The 16,161-nt window shown below is 58.3% G+C and carries 6 protein-coding genes and 7 pseudogenes; 12 read left to right on the top strand and 1 reads right to left on the bottom strand.

Going from position 1 to position 16,161, the window contains the following annotated elements; all coding sequences use genetic code 11:
• Positions 1-441: 441 nt before the first annotated feature.
• The 9 genes and pseudogenes from G3436_RS27320 to G3436_RS04410 all read left to right on the top strand — a co-directional run bounded on the left by G3436_RS27320 (position 442) and on the right by G3436_RS04410 (position 10,982).
• Positions 442-798 carry a hypothetical protein gene (locus G3436_RS27320; protein WP_243667007.1) on the top strand — a complete coding sequence of 119 codons (357 nt, stop codon included), beginning with the start codon at positions 442-444 and terminating at the stop codon, positions 796-798.
• Positions 799-985: 187 nt separating this feature from the next.
• Positions 986-1,951: a LysR family transcriptional regulator gene (locus G3436_RS04440; protein WP_163941742.1), complete on the top strand. Its 966-nt coding sequence runs from the start codon at positions 986-988 to the stop codon at positions 1,949-1,951.
• A gap of 162 nt (positions 1,952-2,113) precedes the next feature.
• Positions 2,114-3,654: pseudogene (locus G3436_RS04435) on the top strand (UxaA family hydrolase).
• A gap of 33 nt (positions 3,655-3,687) precedes the next feature.
• The gene (locus G3436_RS04430) at positions 3,688-5,268 is read left to right on the top strand and encodes an aldehyde dehydrogenase (NADP(+)) (protein WP_163941739.1); all 1,581 of its coding nucleotides are present in this window, start codon (positions 3,688-3,690) and stop codon (positions 5,266-5,268) included.
• A gap of 49 nt (positions 5,269-5,317) precedes the next feature.
• Positions 5,318-6,534 (top strand): annotated as a pseudogene (locus G3436_RS04425) (fumarylacetoacetate hydrolase family protein).
• 194 nt (positions 6,535-6,728) lie between these two features.
• Positions 6,729-8,000, top strand: coding sequence for an OprD family porin (locus G3436_RS04420; protein WP_163941736.1), 1,272 nt, complete (start codon positions 6,729-6,731; stop codon positions 7,998-8,000).
• Positions 8,001-8,342: 342 nt separating this feature from the next.
• A pseudogene (locus tag G3436_RS28740) lies at positions 8,343-9,119 on the top strand (MCP four helix bundle domain-containing protein); the annotation flags it as partial.
• Positions 9,111-9,977 (top strand): methyl-accepting chemotaxis protein, encoded by an 867-nt coding sequence (locus G3436_RS28735; RefSeq protein WP_420801172.1) that lies wholly within the window; start codon positions 9,111-9,113, stop codon positions 9,975-9,977. The pseudogene G3436_RS28740 and the gene G3436_RS28735, both read left to right, overlap by 9 nt.
• A gap of 111 nt (positions 9,978-10,088) precedes the next feature.
• A pseudogene (locus tag G3436_RS04410) lies at positions 10,089-10,982 on the top strand (IS5 family transposase).
• Positions 10,983-11,112: 130 nt separating this feature from the next.
• Here G3436_RS04410 and G3436_RS04405 read toward each other — a convergent pair.
• Positions 11,113-12,026, bottom strand: a pseudogene (locus G3436_RS04405) (LysR family transcriptional regulator).
• A 197-nt stretch (positions 12,027-12,223) separates the two neighbouring features.
• On the opposite strand from G3436_RS04405, the pseudogene G3436_RS04400 reads away from it, so the two are divergent.
• From G3436_RS04400 to G3436_RS04390, 3 genes and pseudogenes are all read left to right on the top strand, one after another.
• Positions 12,224-13,244, top strand: a pseudogene (locus G3436_RS04400) (zinc-dependent alcohol dehydrogenase family protein).
• 455 nt (positions 13,245-13,699) lie between these two features.
• Positions 13,700-15,133, top strand: coding sequence for a hypothetical protein (locus G3436_RS04395; RefSeq protein WP_163941730.1), 1,434 nt, complete (start codon positions 13,700-13,702; stop codon positions 15,131-15,133).
• A gap of 71 nt (positions 15,134-15,204) precedes the next feature.
• Positions 15,205-16,161, top strand: a pseudogene (locus G3436_RS04390) (VRR-NUC domain-containing protein); the annotation flags it as partial.

Here is a 16,161-nt window from a genome sequence, read left to right as displayed (position 1 = left end):
GTGCCTTGGCAGTCTCAGACGGTGGTGCCGTATGTAGCGGAAATGGGCGCTGCCTGGGTTGCGGGCCGTTACCCTAACGTTGATTGATGCTGGAGAAAAAGACATGAGCTTTGCAGGAACAGGCGTAGTTGCAATTTGGCATGACCTTCTGCCCGATGCACGAGATGAGTTTTACGAATGGCATAACCGTGAACATATGCCAGAGCGCGCGGCGATTCCAGGATTTCAGCGGGGCCGACGTTACATAGCGCTTGATGCGGGGTCAGTCTATTTCAACCTGTACGAGGCGACTCCGTCGAGGTGCTGGGAGGTCCAGATTATTTGGCTCGCCTGAATGCGCCGACCCCGTGGACGCAGAAAGTCGTGCAGTCATACCGTAATGTTGCCCGGTCGATTTGCGACGTACACTATACGGCCGGCGTGGGGAGTGGTGCTTACCTGATGACTCTGCGTTTCAATGTAGCCGTCGAGCGCTACACGGATGTTCTTCAAGCGCTGTGTGAACGAGTGTTACCGCCGCTGGTTGAAGCGCAGGGGATCACCGGTGTTCACTTCTGCACGGCCGATGAAGCAGTCAGCAAAGTCGAGACTGCGGAGAAGAAGGCTCGATCGGAAGGTACTGAAATTCCGTCCTGGATCATCATGGTCGAAGGTTGCGCCGCGGATTACGTCGGGCATGTCAGAGAACAGCTGGTTGCGGCCGTTGGCAACTTGATGGACGATCCCGAGCAGCAACTTTCCACGACGCTTTATCAACTGGAATACACGCGCTGCAAGACGCCTTCCAGCGCGGGATGATAATGGCTTAACTGTGCAGTCAGCGGACAGTGTTTCGCGTTTTCCTCTTAGGGGCGCGCCTGCCAGCGCGATAGATATTGCTTTGGGCGCGCGCTCCTTTTCGGCGTCATGTGGAAAACCGGTTCTAAAAGTTTGGCTTGCGGCTTGTCGGCGGTGCTTATAACTTTTCACTTGAGGGTAGTTGCTGATGCCGCCAGATATTACCCATGCCAGCTTTTGCAACGGAATTCGTTACAAGCACTTGGTGCTGATCGACACGCTCGCACGCACTCGCAACATGCACGCGGCGGCCACACTGATGAATCTCACTCAGCCAGCTTTGAGCAAGATGCTGCGAGACGTGGAGGATCAGTTCGGCTTCCCGTTTTTCGAGCGCCTGCCGCGTAGTATGCCGCCAACCGAACTCGGCGATTATGTCGTTCGCTTCGCTCAAAATGCTCTGGCGGATTCGCAACAATTTGTCAGTCAGGTTAACCGCCTTCGCAGCGGCGGTCATGGACACTTGCGTGTTGGTGGGATCTTCGCTTCCACTGCACAAGTGTTGCCGCAAGCAATTGCCGCTATCAAGGCGCGCTACCCGTTGCTGTCGATCGAAGTGATCGAACAATCAAGCGATCACCTGTTGATCATGTTGGAGCAACATAAACTCGACATCATGATTGGCCGTTTTACTGATGAGCGCTTCCGGGCGTTGTTTGATTTTCACCCATTAGAGCCAGAAACTTTCAGCCTAGTGGTCAATAAATCGCACCCGCTCAATGATGACACAAGTATTACGCCTGCAGCCTTGAGTGATTGGCCGTGGGTGCTGTACCCCGTGGGCACTCCGATTCGCGACCGTCTGGAGCAGGCATTTAATCTTGCAGGCATCCCCATACCTTCAGACAGTGTGGAAACCACTTCTATGCCGGTGTTCCTGCAATTGCTGCAATCTGCGCCGATGATTGCCGTATTGCCACGCACAATGATTGTCGAAAGCCTTTCCAACGGTCTTGTTAAAGAATTGCCCTGTCCTCTAGCGCTGTCACCACTTGAATATGGTGTCCTGACTCGCAAGGATAAACCTCTAAGTGGCGCTGCGCGTCTATTCGTCGACATGCTGGTTGAAGGGGCTCGGCGTCGACGTGGCGAACAAGGCGAGCGTGATGATTGATATGCTTGGATATTCCGCGCCATAAAATAACTATTAGTTATCAACTGATCGAATTGTCTCATTGGGAAAGTTCCGTGAAAGCGCTTAAGGTTAATAAATTAAGCTGGCAATTTCTGGGCTTCGCCATCATGAGGAATTTGCCGTGACGAACTGAGAGGTATTATGCAACTCATCGCCAAAACGGGGGATATTGCCGTCATCCGTTTGAACCCACTTGATAACGTTCTAATCGCGCGACAGCCTTTGGTAGCCGGCCAGTCTCTGGATGCCGAGGGGATCACTGTAAGACAGTCAATACCCTCTGGCCACAAGGTCGCAACCGAACGGGTAGAGCAGGGCCAACCGCTGCGTCGTTACGGACAGATTATCGGCTTTGCGTCGCAGGCCATCGATGCTGGCGATCATGTGCATGTTCACAACGTGCAAATGGGTGACTTCGACCGCGATTATGCCTTTGGCGTAGATGCTCGCAGCCAGCCAACCACTGAAGCAACATTTCAGGGCATTGTGCGAGACGATGGCCGGGTCGCAACGCGTAATTACATCGGCATTCTCACCTCTGTGAACTGCTCGGCTACCGTCGCCCGGGCAGTGGCCGATTATTTCCGTCGCGATATCCGCCCGGAGGCGTTGGCCGACTACCCGAACATCGATGGTGTGGTGGCCCTTACTCACGGTTCCGGTTGTGCGGTGGATCCTGCTGGTGAGTCCTTGGGCCTGTTACGCCGTACATTGGCCGGTTATGCCGTGCATCCCAACTTTGCCGCTGTACTGATCATTGGGCTGGGCTGTGAAACCAATCAGATCGAAACCTTGCTTGAAACTCAGGGCCTTGAAGCCAGTGCGCAGTTGCGCACTTTCACCATTCAGGGCATCGGGGGAACTTCGAAGACCATTGCTGCCGGTATCGAACAGGTCAGATCGCTGCTGGATAGAGCCAACCAAGTCCAGCGTCAGCCGGTCAGTGTTCGCCACTTGGTGGTCGGCTTGCAGTGTGGCGGTTCCGATGGTTATTCAGGCATCACTGCCAACCCGGCGCTGGGCAATGCCGTAGACCGTCTGGTCGCCGCAGGTGGCACGGCGATTCTTTCCGAAACGCCTGAGATATACGGTGCAGAGCATTTGCTGACCCGCCGGGCAGTCAGTCGTGAGGTCGGCGAAAAGCTGGTGGCCCGTATCCATTGGTGGGAGGCGTACTGCCAGCAGATGAATGCCGAGCTGAACAACAATCCCTCTGCCGGTAACAAGGCCGGTGGCCTGACCACCATCCTGGAAAAGTCTCTTGGCGCAGTCGCCAAAGCCGGCTCCACCAATCTGGTCGACGTCTACGAGTACGCGCAAGCCGTGCGGGCGCACGGGCTGGTTTTCATGGATACGCCCGGCTATGACCCGGTTTCCGCCACCGGCCAGGTGGCAGGGGGGGCGAACTTGATTGCCTTTACCACCGGCCGCGGCTCGGCCTACGGCTGCGCGCCGCGCCTTCGATCAAGCTGGCAACCAACGACCGTGTCTTCGAGCATCAGGAAGAAGACATGGATGTCAATTGCGGCGGCATTGCCGATGGTTCCACCACCATTGAGGAGCGCGGCGCCTACATCTTTGACCATATGTTGCGCATCGCATCAGGTGAGCGCAGCAAGAGCGAACAGCACGGCTACGGGCAAAACGAGTTCGTGCCCTGGCAGATCGGTGCCGTCACCTAATTGACCTGCCTACCAACGTTGAGGCCATAACCTATGAATGTCAGTGGATACAATTTTATTGCAGGCCAGCGCAGCGGCCAGGGTGACGCCCTGGTATTCAGTATCGACGCGCGTACGGGCGAGCGCTTACCTAATGGGTTTCGCCAAGCCACTCTGGATGAAGTAAACGCCGCGGTAGCGGGTGCAGAGTCTGCCTTTGCAACGTACCGAAACCTGGCGGCGAGCCGCCGTGCCGAGTTCCTCGATGCCATTGCCGACGAACTCGACGCACTGGGCGACGACTTTATCTCGCTGGTTTCTCAGGAAACGGCCTTGCCAGCAGCCCGGATTCAGGGGGAGCGTGGTCGCACCAGTGGCCAGATGCGCCTGTTTGCCCAGGTGTTGCGTCGCGGCGATTTCTACGGTGCGCGGATCGACCAGGCACTACCAGGGCGTACCCCGCTGCCGCGTCCGGATTTGCGTCAATACCGCATCGGCGTAGGACCGGTGGCAGTGTTCGGCGCCAGCAATTTCCCGTTGGCATTCTCCACTGCCGGTGGGGATACCGCCGCCGCCTTGGCTGCGGGTTGCCCTGTGGTATTCAAAGCTCACAGCGGTCATATGGGTACTGCTGAGCGGGTGGCGCAGGCGCTGGTCCGGGCAGCCGAACGCACGGGCATGCCTGCAGGTGTGTTCAGCATGATTTTCGGCAGTGGCGTCGGAGAAGCGCTGGTCATGCATCCGGGCATACAGGCAGTGGGCTTTACCGGTTCACTCAAAGGGGGGCGCGCGCTATGTGACATGGCTGCCGCACGGCCGCAGCCGATCCCGGTGTTCGCTGAAATGTCGAGCATCAACCCAGTGCTAGTGCTGCCTCAAGCACTGGCCAATCGCGGTTCGTCCATTGCCAAGGAGTTAACCGCGTCCGTCGTGCAGGGTTGTGGTCAATTTTGCACTAACCCGGGCCTGGTCCTGGGCATCCGCTCACCTGCGTTCAGCGCGTTCATCAACGACCTGGGCGGGCACATGGCTGAACAGGTTGCGCAAACCATGCTTAACCCAGGCACGTTGAACAGCTATGGCAAAGGCATCCAGGCATTGCTGGCCCATCCGGGAGTCAGCCGGTTGAGCGGCTCAGCGCAACAAGGCAATCAAGCGCAACCACACCTGTTCGAAGCGGATGTCAGCATGCTCCTGGAGCATGACGAGCTGTTGCAGGAAGAGGTATTTGGCCCTTGCACCGTGGTTGTCCAAGTCGCTGACGAGCAGGAACTGCTGCGAGCCATCGACGCGCTGCAGGGCCAGTTGACTGCCACGCTGCAGGCAGACAGTGAAGACCTGGTCGCCTACGGCCACCTGCTTTCCAAGCTTGAGGTCAAAGCGGGTCGCGTACTGCTGAACGGCTACCCCACCGGCGTAGAGGTTTGCGATGCCATGGTCCACGGCGGTCCTTACCCAGCAACCTCCGATTCTCGTGGCACCTCCGTCGGCAGCTTGGCCATTGACCGATTCCTGCGCCCAGTTTGTTACCAGAACCTACCGGATGCCTTGCTGCCTGCTGCCTTGCAGAATGCCAACCCATTGGGTATCCAGCGCTTGGTCGATGGTAAGCCCAGCACCGCAGCCTTGAGTTAATGGATGCGAGTCTACTCATCTTTTCGACGGATACAGTAAGGGTAAGCAAATGACCGAACAATTGAATGCCGGCGCACCATTACCATTGCGCCACAGCGCCAGCGTGTTTGGGACTGGCAGCTGGTAGGGCGTGTATGGCTGCCGGAGCAGGGGCCTGCGGTGGTACTGGTCAAAGCCGGCGCTGTGCACGATATCAGCACCTATGTAGCGACCGTTTCAGCCCTGTTGGAGGAGGCTGACCCGGTGGCCTACCTGCGTGCTATACCGCTGGCTGAACCATTGGCCGAACTGACACAATTGCTGGCCAATAGTGACCCTGTTCGCCGTGACCCCCGCCAGCCGTGGTTGCTGGCGCCAATCGACCTGCAAGCGGTCAAGGCTGCCGGCGTAACGTTCGCGGCCAGCCTGCTTGAGCGGGTTGTGGAAGAACAGGCCAAAGGCGACCCGGCCAAGGCTGATGCGGTGCGCGCCAACCTGGTCAAGCGTATCGGCGCTGATCTCTCGCAGATCGTGCCGGGTTCTGCCCAGGCCGAGGCGCTGCGCAAGGTTTTGATGGAGCAGGGCCTGTGGTCACAGTACCTTGAAGTAGGCATTGGCCCAGATGCTGAAGTGTTCACCAAAGCCCAGCCGCTGTCGGCAGTCGGTCACGGCGCTGACATCGGCATTCACCCCGACTCTAGCTGGAACAACCCAGAACCTGAAGTGGTGTTGGCGGTATCGAGTGATGGCAGCATCAAAGGCGCCATGCTCGGCAACGATGTCAACCTGCGAGACTTCGAAGGCCGAAGCGCGTTGCTCCTGTCGAAGGCCAAAGATAACAATGCGTCCACCGCGTTGGGGCCTCTACTGCGCTTGTTCGACGAAAGCTTCAATCTAGATGATGTCCGCAACGCTGAAGTTGATCTGATGGTCGAAGGGGAGGACGGTTTCATCCTCGCCGGGCGTAGCTCCATGCGCCAGATCAGCCGCGATCCGGAGGATTTGGTGGAGCAGACCCTCAACGAAAACCATCAGTATCCCGACGGCCTGGTGCTGTTCCTAGGTACGCTGTTTGCGCCCAAGCAGGACCGTGACCAGCCCGGCAACGGTTTCACCCACAAGCGGGGCGATGTAGTGAGCATCAGCAACGCACAACTAGGCACTCTTTCCAATCGGGTCACCACCAGCAACCTGGCACCGCAGTGGGAGTTTGGCTTGCGCTCATTGATTGACAGCCTCGGTCGCCGTGGCCTGCTGGAAGTCGCAACAACCGCGCGTCAGTCTTGATTCGCGTGCTGCGCCAGGGAGGGCGCGGCAATAAGCCTGAGGTTATGCAGGCTTGCATTATTAATTGGTGCTGAAGAGCCCTGTTATTCAGGGCTGTGCGAAAAGTAATAGAGTTTTAAAAAATCTAGTTGAATGAATGTTCAGCGAGAAGGGTAGTGTTTATCTAAAAATATCTGTGATGGAAATAATAAAAAATGAAAATCCGCGCATCCGAATACCATTTGAATACTGCAAACATGTCTTTCGTCGTGCTGCTGCTGAGTGCAGCCATCAGCGTGCAGGCAGCTGAATCCGGCTTTATTGAAGATTCGTCGGCTGGGTTGAACCTCCGTAATTACTATATCAATCGTAATTATGTCAGCGACTCAGCTACGCAAAGCAAGGCAGAGGCATGGAGCCAAGCGTTCATTTTGAACTACAAATCCGGCTTCACCCAAGGCCCGGTAGGTTTTGGTATGGACGCCATGGGGCTCTATGCTGTGAAACTGGACGGTGGCCGTGGCACGCCTGGCACCCAGTTGCTACCGATTCATGACGATGGCCGCGCGGCCGATGATTATGGGCGTCTGGCGATTGCCGGAAAAGCACGAATCTCGGCTACGGAGCTGAAAGTCGGCGAATGGATGCCGACACTTCCTATCTTGCGTTCAGATGACGGGCGATCGTTGCCGCAGACTTTCAAAGGTGCGCAGATCACTTCTCGAGAGATCGAAAATCTCACCCTGTATGGCGGCCAGTTCCGTGCCAACAGCCCACGAAATGACGCCAGCATGGAAGATATGTTCCTTGCTCAGAAGCCAGGCGTCACTTCCGATCGCTTCAACTTTGTCGGCGGCGAATATACGTTCAATGACAAACGGACAATGCTCGGCGGGTGGGGGGCCGAGTTGAAGGATATCTACCGCCAGCAGATGATACAGGTCACACACAGCCAGCCCATTGGTGAATGGACGCTGGGTGCCAACATTCAGTGGTATACCGGCAAGGAAGACGGGCGGTCGTTGGCGGGGGATCTCGACAACCGGACCTGGTCCGGATTGTTTTCAGCGATGTATGGCGCGAACACCTTTTACATCGGCTTGCAGAAGGTTTCCGGTCAAGATGGCTGGATGAAAGTCAACGGTACGTCCGGTGGATCATTGGCCAACGACAGCTTCAGCTCCAGCTACGAAAATGCCAACGAGCGCTCCTGGCAGGTCCGCCACGATTACAATTTCGTGGCTGTGGGCGTTCCGGGTCTGGTGCTTATGAACCGCTATATCAAAGGTAGCGATATTCGTGTCGGGGGGGAAACAGGTGTCAAGGAGTGGGGCCGGGAGACCGAATTGGCGTACGTGTTCCAGTCCGGCGCGCTCAAGGACTTGAATATCAAATGGCGTAACTCGACGTTGCGTCGAGGTTGGGGCGCCCACACAAGCTTCAATGAAAATCGTTTGGTCTTGAACTATCCGCTTTCGCTGTTTTGATTCATAGGGATGGGCGGCGGTCTGTACCTGCTGTAATCAGCGGCCTGGGTGCGACAGCGCGGTGACTGTGTCGAGCAGTGGCCAAGTGCGCCGCAGTAATCTCAAGGTACAGCCAGGCTTGTACCTTGAGATTGGCCGACACTGTCCGCCCAGCTCCACCAAGTCGCACCCCATAATCAACAGGTGTCTCTGTGAGCTGTTCCTGCTCAGTATTCACGTGCCTCCCATGCTCGGGTTGAGCGTTAGCTTACACACTCTCAAGCATCGAACGCCTGCAACATCAGTGCTGGGAACATAGGCTTTTCCAGGGGCGCGGCGTGCGGGGTATTTTGGTCAATTGTAATGCCGGAGGTGACGATGCTACGCACGATGAAGATAGCAAAAAGAGCATTATTTTGTTTTGGCGTGATCATACTTTCAATCATTGCGCTTGGCGTATTTTCGTCAGTTCAAATGGCTGAAATACGCCGAGCAAATCAGAAGATAGAAAACGACGCCATGCCCAGTATAACGATTGCCAGCGACCTGGCGCTCAATCTGGCTCGTCTGCGTATCTCTGCCCTGCATTTCTATATGTTCACCAAGCCAGATGAGAAAACCTACAATCTCAAGAATCTCGAGATTCGCTATCTGGCGATCGAGAAAAACTTTGTCGACTACGAGAAAATTTCAAACTCCGCAGAAGAAAAAATGGCGTTGGTTAAACTGCGAGATGCCTACAAGTCCTATCAGGACGGTATCGCCAGGGTAGATGCACTCATTAGCGCTGGGCAAAAAGAGGACGCGCTCAGCGCACTGCAAGCGCTTTCTCCCATCTCGCTGGTCATGAACGAGCAATCGGCGTCGTTAGTGAACATCAACCAGATCAAGGCGAGCGAGGCGGTCAATATTGCGTCGAATGTATACGGTGAATCGCGGGTCATCCTGCTCGGAGTGGTGTTGTTGACCGTTTGTGCGGGTGTCTTGTTGGCCTGGCGATTCAGCGCCAGCATCCTCGTTCCACTGCGCTATGCCGTTGAAGCTGCACAACGGATCGCAAATAATGATCTGACCGCCGTGCTGGAGACAAGTGGAAGAGATGAGGCGGCCCATCTTCTGCTATCACTTTCTATGATGAGGAACAATCTGCACAACACCCTTGGGGAGATCAAGACTTCGGCGATGCAGCTTTCCACTGCTGCAGATGACATGAGTCAGGCTATGGTGGAAAGCGCTTCTCGCATCAGCCAACAGCACAGCGAAATCGAACAGGCCGTGACGGCTGTGACGGAAATGAGCACGGCCGTTGATGAAGTTGCGAGCAATGCGGTATCCGCATCCGAAGTTGCCAAGTCGTCGCAGGCGACTGCTGATAATGGTCGAATCTCCATCACTGCAACCATTCAATCCATTAAAGCTACTGTTGCAACAGTGGATCAGGCCTCTGGGCGGGCAGAGTACTTGTCTGAGCAGGCTCGTACTATAAGCCAAGTCTTGGACGTCATTCGGTCTGTGGCCGAGCAAACCAATCTGCTGGCGCTCAATGCGGCCATCGAGGCTGCTCGTGCAGGTGATGCCGGCAGAGGCTTTGCCGTCGTAGCCGATGAAGTACGTGCGCTGGCTCAGCGTACCGGCGTCTCAACGTTGGAGATCGAGAAAATTATCAGCCTCATCCAGAAAGGCACTACAGAGACGGTCGCGGCCTTGAAGATGAGTAGTGAGCAGGCCCGTGCCACCTTGATGCAGGCGGATGCTGCCGACGCATCTCTGGACGACCTCATGCAGTCGATCAATGTCATCAATGACAGGAACCTGGTGATTGCGGCCGCAACTGAAGAACAGGCTCAGGTAGCCCGTGAAGTAGATTGCAACCTTGTACGCATTCGCGATTTGTCCAACATTTCTGCTGGAGGGGCGCAGCAGACTGCCACGGCCAGTCATGAGTTGTCCAAGCTTTCCATGAGTCTGGATTCGATGATCAAAAAGTTTAAGCTGTAAACGCTTCGATGAGCAGTCTATTAGGGATTCTCCGATCAAGTCAGCACAGGCCATCTGAGCTGTGCTGAAATAGCCCACCCGTCAATTACCCCCCCACAAGCCCTCCATCCCATGAGTCAGATGAGCTTTTCCGATTTCGAGCACGCCGGTAAGCGCAAGCAGACCCGTCGCGAACGTTTCCTGGCCGAGATGGAGCAGGTGGTGCCGTGGAGCGGTTTGGTGGCATTGATCGAGCCGCATTACCCAAAGGCTGGCGGTGGTCGCAGCCTTACCCACTGGAAACCCTGCTGCGTATTCACCTACTGTAGAACTGATTCTCGTTGAGCGACCCAGCCATGGAAGAAGCGCTATGCGAGATCACTTCGATGCGCCAGTTTGCTCATCTAACGCTCAGCGCTCCGATCCCCGAAGACACGACAATCATGAATTTCCGGCACCCTCGTCGACGCCACCATCATCCACGCACCCAGTTCGACCAAGAGCAAGGAAGGCAAATGCGATCCTGAAATGCATCAGACGAAGAAGGGTAATCAGTATTTCTTCGGCATGAAGGCGCATATTGGTGCCGATGCTGAGTCGGGCCTGGTGCACCACGTCCACGGCACAGCGGCGAATGTGGCTGATGTAACGGAGGTCGCTCACCTGTTGCATGGCAATGAGAATGCTATCTGTGCGGATGCGGGTTATACCGGCGTGGAGAAACGGCCGGAGCATGAAGGGCGGCCGGTGATCTGGCAGATTGCGGCTCGTCGTAGCACCTACAAACACTTGAGCAAACGCAGCGTGCTCTACAAAGCCAGACGCAAGATCGAGAAGGTCAAAGCGCAGGCGCGAGCAAAGGTCGAACATCCATTTCGTGTGATCAAGCGCCAGTTCGGCTATGTGAAAACCCGCTTCCGTGGCTTGGCCAAGAACACGGCGCAGTTGACCACGCTGTTTGCCCTGTCGAATCTGTGGATGGTGCGCCGGCAATTATTGCCTGCTGCGGGAGAGGTGCGCCCGTGAGGGCAGATAACCAAGGCGTTGCCTTGGTTATCCAATAATCAGCGGCTGAAAATCCGGCTTTTCGGCATCCCCAAGCCGCCCATTTCCAGCTGATGAGCAACTTGTTCGGAGTTTCCCTAGTGGAAGTCCATTACAGGCTATCCGGGTCGCCGAAAAACATCTGAATCCTCGACCTCAACCACCGCTCCCCCGGATCATTGTCCTGCGACCCGCGCCACGCCATGTGCAGTTCAAAACTCTGCACCTCCAGCGGCGGATCCTCCGCCCGCAGCCCACCCGCAGCCGTCAACGCATCAGCGGTGTAGTCCGGCACCGTGGCAAGGATATCGGTACCCGTCAACAGGCTGCCCAGCCCATTGAACTGCGGTACTGCCAACACCACATGACGCTTGCGCCCCAGCTTGTCGAGGGTTTCGTCCATGAAGCCGCTCAGGTCGCCGGCAAACGACACCAGCGCATGCGGCCGTGCGCAAAAGTCGTCCAGGGTCAGGCTGCCCGGCACGCTGTCGGCACGCAGTACCTTGGGCTTGCTGCGGCGTAACACCTTGCGCTTGGCGTTGGCCGGCAGGTCGCTGGTCCAGCTCACCCCCACGGAAATCTCACCCGACGCCAGCAACGCCGGCATCAGCAGGTAGTTGACCCGGCGCACCACCAGCACGATGCCCGGCGCCTCGGCGCGCACGCGCTTGAGCAACTGCGGCAGCAAGGCGAACTCGGCATCGTCCGACAGCCCGATGCGAAACACCGCAGTACTGGTGGCCGGGTCGAAGTCGGCCGCACGGCTGACCGCCGTGGAGATCGAGTCCAGCGCCGGCGAGAGCAGCGCGAAGATCTCCACCGCGCGGGCCGACGGCTCCATGCTCGCCCGGTACGCACGAACAACGGATCGTCGAACAGGCCGCGCAGCCGCGACAGCGCAGCACTGATGGCCGGCTGCCCAAGGAAGAGCTTTTCCGCGGCCCGGGTCACGCTGCGTTCGTGCATCAGGGTCTCGAACACAATCAGCAGGTTCAGGTCGACGCGACGCAAGTCGTTACGGTTCATCGGCTTCGCTTCACAGGTCAAGTCGGGGCAGGGGTGAATCTTAAGGGCAAAGACGGTACCCTGCATCGGATAAATTGCGCACAGGCGCTATCACCAATCAATGACAGGCATGTTGACTATTAATGGCCACTGATGGTCTAACCGCTAAAGGCCCGATAGAGTTCAGGGCATTAGAGGTTCACTAGGCGAGGTTTGCGATGTCCCGCATGATCCGATTTCACAAGTTGGCCAGGCCGAGGTGCTCAAGTGTGAGGAGCTGCCCACGCCGCAACCGGCTGCCGGTGAAGTGCAGGTTCGGGTTCAGGCCATAGGCATCAGCTGGTATGACGTGCTGTGGCGTCAGAATCTGGCGCCCTCGCATGCTCGCCTGCCAGCAGGTATCGGTCACGAGATGGCCGGGGTGGTCACTGCTGTCGGCGCCGGTGTGGATGACCTGGCAGTCGGTGACAAGGTCGCCAGCTTCCCGGCCACCAGCCCCAACGAGCATCCGGTGTACGGCGAGCTCATCGTGCTGCCACGCAATGCGCTGACCCGCTACCCCGACATCCTCAGCCCGATCGAGGCCAGCGTGCATTACACGCCGCTGCTGATCGCCTACTTCGCGTATGTCGACCTGGCCCGTGCCAAGGCCGGGCAGACGGCACTGGTGACCGATGCCAGCCACTGCGCGGGGCCAGCCTTCGTGCAGTTGGGCAGGGCGCTTGGCCTCAAGGTGATTGCCGCCACCAAGGACAGCCAGGAGCGCGAAAACCTGCTCAAGCTGGGGGCGGACAAGGTGATCGTGACCGAAGAGCAAGACCTGCTCATGCAGATCAACAAGTACACCGACAACCGTGGCGTGGACATGGTGCTCGATGGCCTGGGCGGCCCGCAGATGTCACTGCTCGGTGATGTGCTGGCGCCGCGCGCAGTCTCGTGCTGTACGGCCTGCAAGGCGGCAACCAGACGCCGTTCCCGGCATGCGCGGCGTTTCAGAAGAACATCCAGTTCTTCGTGCACTGTGTCAGCAACTTCACTGGCAAGCCCGAGCTGGGCATTACCCAGGACCAACTGGCCCTGCAGCGTGCCTTGCGCGACATCAACCAGTTCACCGCCGATCGCCAGGTGTTGCCGCATATCATCAAGGTCTACCCGTTCGACGAGGTTGTCGCTGCACACCGCCACATGGATGAGTGCCCCTGTGGTGGTCGGGTGGTACTGGAGCTGCCCGACGCGTGACCCCACCACCAGATACGCCAGAGCCCGAGCCAAGCCTCGGGCTTTTTTGTGGAAATTTCTTATATAAGTTTCAGAACTTTCCTATTTAACTTGTGCGGACTAAGTGCCGCCCTTGCGCTATGTTGTCGGTGTGGGAATAAGGACATTCGGTTGTCCGTAAACTTACTGGCGTGTGTGCCATTACTGCTATCTCAGGGAGTGAGATATGGTCCCTCGATCTGCGTGCCCGAGCACGCCAAACCCCTTGTCGGGCGTACGCCATATGGGGTGCTTCGGGCCCGTGAGGCCCTGCTGGAAGATATGTTTCGGCATCGTCTGGCGAGGGTGTAGGAAGTTGTAAGAAACATCTTGAGACTTTTTTAAATTCTGCCACCCAGTGTGCGCAAGGTTACTGACTGTCCACTTTGGAGGTAACTTCGCATGCTGGCAGTCGTTATCGCATTCAGGTATACGCCATGAGCACTCTTCACGATCAAGCCATGAGTTACATCTATCAGCAGGTGCTGCACCGTCTGCTCGAACAGCTGTCACAGGGCCAGCGCGCCTCGTTGCAGTTGCTGATCCAGCGCCTGCTGGTTGCTGCCGGAGGGCTCGATCAGATCGGTGACTTCAAGGTCATGCTGGCGTATGGCGGCGGCAAGGACAGCTCTTTCGCGCTAGCCTGCCTGCGGGCCGCCCAACTGAGCATCGCGGCACGTGCATCGGCCACGTTCGAGCTGCGGGTGGTCACGGCGCGGCACCTGGGCATGTCGTCGGTGACTATTGGCAACATCGAGCGAACCTACTCGGCGCTGGTCATGCACGATGACTCACGGGTCGAATTGCTGGTGCTGGAGGACGGTTGCCTGCAACCCTTCGATGCCCGCCAGGCGCTGTCGGCTCGCCAGCAGCAGGCCGAGCGTTACGATACCCTGGTCACCGGGCACCTGACTGCCGGCCAGGTGCGCCCGATGTTCTGCAACCGGTTCTACCTGGGGCTGGCCGACCTCTATCGCCAGGGCATGAGCTGGCAGGGCGGTGTGGACGCCCTGATCAGCGCGGACTCGCTGCCTGAACGCAAGCGCTACCTGGCGTGGGGTCGGCGCATGATGCGTGAGGCGGGTGTTGCCAGCACGCGGCCGATCAGCGCATATCCGGGGGTATTCCTGCAGGGGCTGGGGCAGTTGCGCCGTCAGTACGTGAGCGAGGTACTGGGCCGATCCGATGCGCCGCTGCGGCCGCTGCCAGGCCTGCGGCGCGCTCCGCGCCTGCTCGACATTGCCGACCTGGTGCAGCCCACGGGGTATTCACGCAGCGCGCAGTTGCTCGACCTGCTCGGCTACCGCAACGATGAGCTTGCACTGGGTTTCACCCATTCGGCCTGTGCCAACCCGTTGCTGATGACGCACCTGTGCGGCCTGCGTGCGCAGTTTGTGCAGGGCCGCGAGTACGCGGACGGTATCCATGAGCACCTGCAGCATGTCAGGGCGCAGATGCGTCGTACCTCGATGCCGCCCATCCTGCAGGCCCAGGCAGTCGAGGCCTGGCAGGGCAGCGAGCGACTGGCGCAGCGCCGCGCCCTGGCCGATGGCTTCGCGCAGCAGGCCTATGGCGTGAACGAAAGCCAATGGGTGTGCCTGCTGTTTGCACCTTTTGTCGAGCAGGGCCGAGGCCTGGAAGGCTTTCTGGCGTGCTGTCACCCAGGCATGCAGATGGCCGCGCCATTCCTGCATAGCGCGCTGCAGGGCTTACCGGCGGCGCAGCCCCTGGTGCAGTGGCTGGAAGAGGTCAGCGGGTTGCCACTTGCCACGTTGCAGATGCTCTACCAGCGCGACAGCGAGGCCAGGGCCGGTGCGCTGTCGTTGCTTGCACGGGCCCGCGACAGCGACCCGGAGCGGGTGCGCCGCTGATCTGCAGGAGTTGCCAAAGGCACTTGTCTGTATGTATAACCAGTGGATTATTTTTGCCGGTTGCACCTCTCGTGATCGCCCATTCCGTCACCGACCCATTCTATTACCTGTGCAATTTCCAGCAGGTGCTTGCCTGGTTGCACCTGCGCTATGCGGACCTGCTCGATGCGCAGGAGCGCGAGTTCATGCAACAGTTCGCGCAGTTGGGGCGCGAGTCGCAGGCGTTGCTGGTACGCATGGTGATGCGCAAGGGGCTGGTGTTTCGTGCCGGCAAGCTGGCCTATGACGAAATCGGCCCAACCGTACCTGCCATGGCACCGTTGGTAGCATTGGGCTGGGTTGAAGAACAACCTGTGCTGAACCTGGAGCAGCTGTTCCAGTTGCTGCGCAAGGACGAAATCAGCGGTTGTTTCGGGGCGGTGCTGCAGCGCCCGCGCGCGGCCAAGGCGCAGTTGTTCGAGCAGTTGAGTGTGCTGTACCCCGATGCACAACCCTTGGCGCAGTGGTGGCCGGGCTTCGCTGAACCGGTGTACGCACTGCGCTTGCAGGCGTTGTGTGATCGCCTGCGCCTGCTGTTTTTCGGCAACCTTCATCAGGACTGGTCAGAGTTCGTGCTGGCCGACCTTGGCCTGCTGCGCTACGAGCAGGTCGCCTTCAGCGAGCATTCACGCGCCTTGCGCGAGCGCGCCGATATCGATTTGTGCCTGGCGTTGCATTGTTGCGCCGAGCAGTTGCAAGCAGGGCAACCGGTGGCGCAGGTACTGGCGCTGCTGGACGGCCTGCAGTCGAGCAACCCGTGGCTGGAGCGGCGCCGCGCCAGGCTGTTGTTTCAACTGGGTCAACACTGTGAACGCAGCGGCGACTGGGCCCAGGCGCTGGCGATCTACCCACGCAGCAGCCATCCCCAGGCGCGTACCCGGCAGATCCGCGTACTGGAGCGCAGTGGCGATCATGCGGCAGCATTGAGCCTGGCCGAGCAGGCGCGCAGCCACCCCGCCAATGCGGCCGAGGCGCAGGCCCTCACGCGC

The sequence above is a fragment of the Pseudomonas brassicae genome (assembly GCF_010671725.1).
In the GTDB taxonomy this organism is placed as follows: Bacteria; Pseudomonadota; Gammaproteobacteria; order Pseudomonadales; family Pseudomonadaceae; genus Aquipseudomonas; species Aquipseudomonas brassicae.
Note: the sequence above shows the minus strand (reverse complement) of the source record. Positions and strands in the feature narration are given on the sequence as shown.